The sequence below is a fragment of the Caulobacter sp. 10L414 genome (assembly GCF_056395525.1).
Genome location: NZ_JBFTJR010000126.1, coordinates 1 through 1,838 on the forward strand (window position 1 = coordinate 1; position 1,838 = coordinate 1,838).

General features: G+C 66.7%; 2 protein-coding genes. Both read left to right on the plus strand.

Features of this window, described 5'->3' with window-relative positions:
- Positions 1-2 precede the first annotated feature (2 nt).
- Entirely contained in the window at positions 3-1,535 is a 1,533-nt protein-coding gene (locus AC1DCG_RS25015) for an acyl-CoA carboxylase subunit beta (protein WP_477041746.1), read from the plus strand.
- 171 nt (positions 1,536-1,706) lie between these two features.
- Positions 1,707-1,838 (plus strand): biotin carboxylase N-terminal domain-containing protein (locus AC1DCG_RS25020; RefSeq protein ID WP_477030968.1); only part of this gene is annotated, 132 nt, incomplete at its 3' end.

A 1,838-nucleotide genomic window follows, 5' to 3' on the forward strand; every position in this document is an offset into this window, starting at 1 on the left:
CCTTGCAACACATCCTGGAAGAGCTGGAGCGGCGTCGCGAGCAGGCGCGAGCGGGGGGCGGCGAGAAGCGGGTGGCGAGCCAGCATGCCAAGGGCAAGCTGACGGCGCGCGAGCGGATCGATCTCTTGCTGGACGAAGGCTCGTTCGAGGAGTTCGACATGTTCGTCGAGCACCGGGGAACCGAGTTCGGCATGGCCRACCAGAAGGTGCCCGGCGACGGCGTGGTCACCGGCTGGGGCACGATCAACGGCAAGGTCGTCTACGTCTTCTCCAAGGACTTCACGGTGTTCGGCGGCWSSCTGTCGGGCGCSCACGCGGCCAAGATCGTCAAGGTCCAGCGCCAGGCGATGAAGGTCGGCGCGCCGATCATCGGCCTGTTCGACGCCGGCGGGGCGCGCATCCAGGAGGGCGTCGACAGCCTGGCCGGCTATGCCGACATCTTCCTGGAAAACACCCTGGCCTCGGGGGTGATCCCGCAGATCAGCGTGATCATGGGCCCCTGCGCCGGCGGCGACGTCTACAGCCCGGCCATGACCGACTTCATCTTCATGGTGAAGGATACGAGCTACATGTTCGTCACCGGGCCCGACGTGGTGAAGACCGTCACCAACGAGGTGGTCACCGCCGAGGAGYTGGGCGGGGCSCGSGTKCAYGCSGCCAAGTCGGGCGTGGCCGARGGGGCGTTCGAGAACGACCTCGARGCCCTGACCCAGGTGCGCCGCCTGGTCGACTTCCTGCCCTCGTCCAATCGCGAGAAGGCCCCGATCCGCCAAAGCTTCGACGACCCCCATCGCCAGGAAGCCAGCCTCGACAGCCTGGTSCCGGCCGATCCGGGCAAGCCCTACGACATGAAGGAACTGATCCTGAAGATCGTCGACGAGGCCGACTTCTTCGAGATCTCGTCCGAATGGGCCAGGAACATCGTCTGCGGTTTTGCGCGGATGGACGGTCAGACCGTCGGGATCGTCGCCAACCAGCCGCAGGTGCTGGCCGGRGTGCTCGACATCGACAGCTCCCGCAAGGCCGCCCGCTTCGTGCGCTTCTGCGACGCCTTCGAGATCCCGATCRTCACCCTGGTCGACGTGCCGGGCTTCATGCCGGGCACCAAGCAGGAGTACGGCGGCCTGATCAAGCACGGCGCCAAGCTCCTGTTCGCCTATGCCGAGGCCACGGTGCCCAAGGTCACCCTGATCACCCGCAAGGCCTATGGCGGGGCCTATGACGTGATGAGCTCCAAGCACCTGCGCGGCGACTTCAACTACGCCTGGCCCACCGCCGAGATCGCGGTGATGGGGGCCAAGGGCGCGGTCGAGATCATCTTCCGCCAGGARGCCAAGGACCCAGAGGCCCTGGCCGCCCGCGAGGCCGAATACAAGGACCGCTTCGCCACCCCCTTCGTCGCCGCCTCMMGMGGCTATGTCGACGACGTCATCATGCCCCACGGCACCCGCAAGCGCATCGTCCGGGCGTTGCACTCGCTCAAGGGCAAGGTGCTGACCAACCCGACCAAGAAGCACGACAATATCCCGCTGTGAGCCAGCGAACCTCCCCCTCTGGGGGAGGCGGCCGAAGGCCGGTGGGGGCCGGTTTCAGCTTCCGAGACCTCGGCCGATGTCGAAATTACTCCCCCCCACCGATCGCTTCGCGATCGCCTCCCCCACAGGGGGGAGGTTCCTCACAGACCGAACCGCCAAGGACCGCCGCCGATGTTCAACAAGATCCTGATCGCCAACCGGGGCGAGATCGCGGTGCGGGTGATCAAGACGTGCCGGCGGCTCGGGATCGCCACGGTGGTGGTCTATTCGGACGCCGACGCCGACAGCCTGGCGGTGGAGATG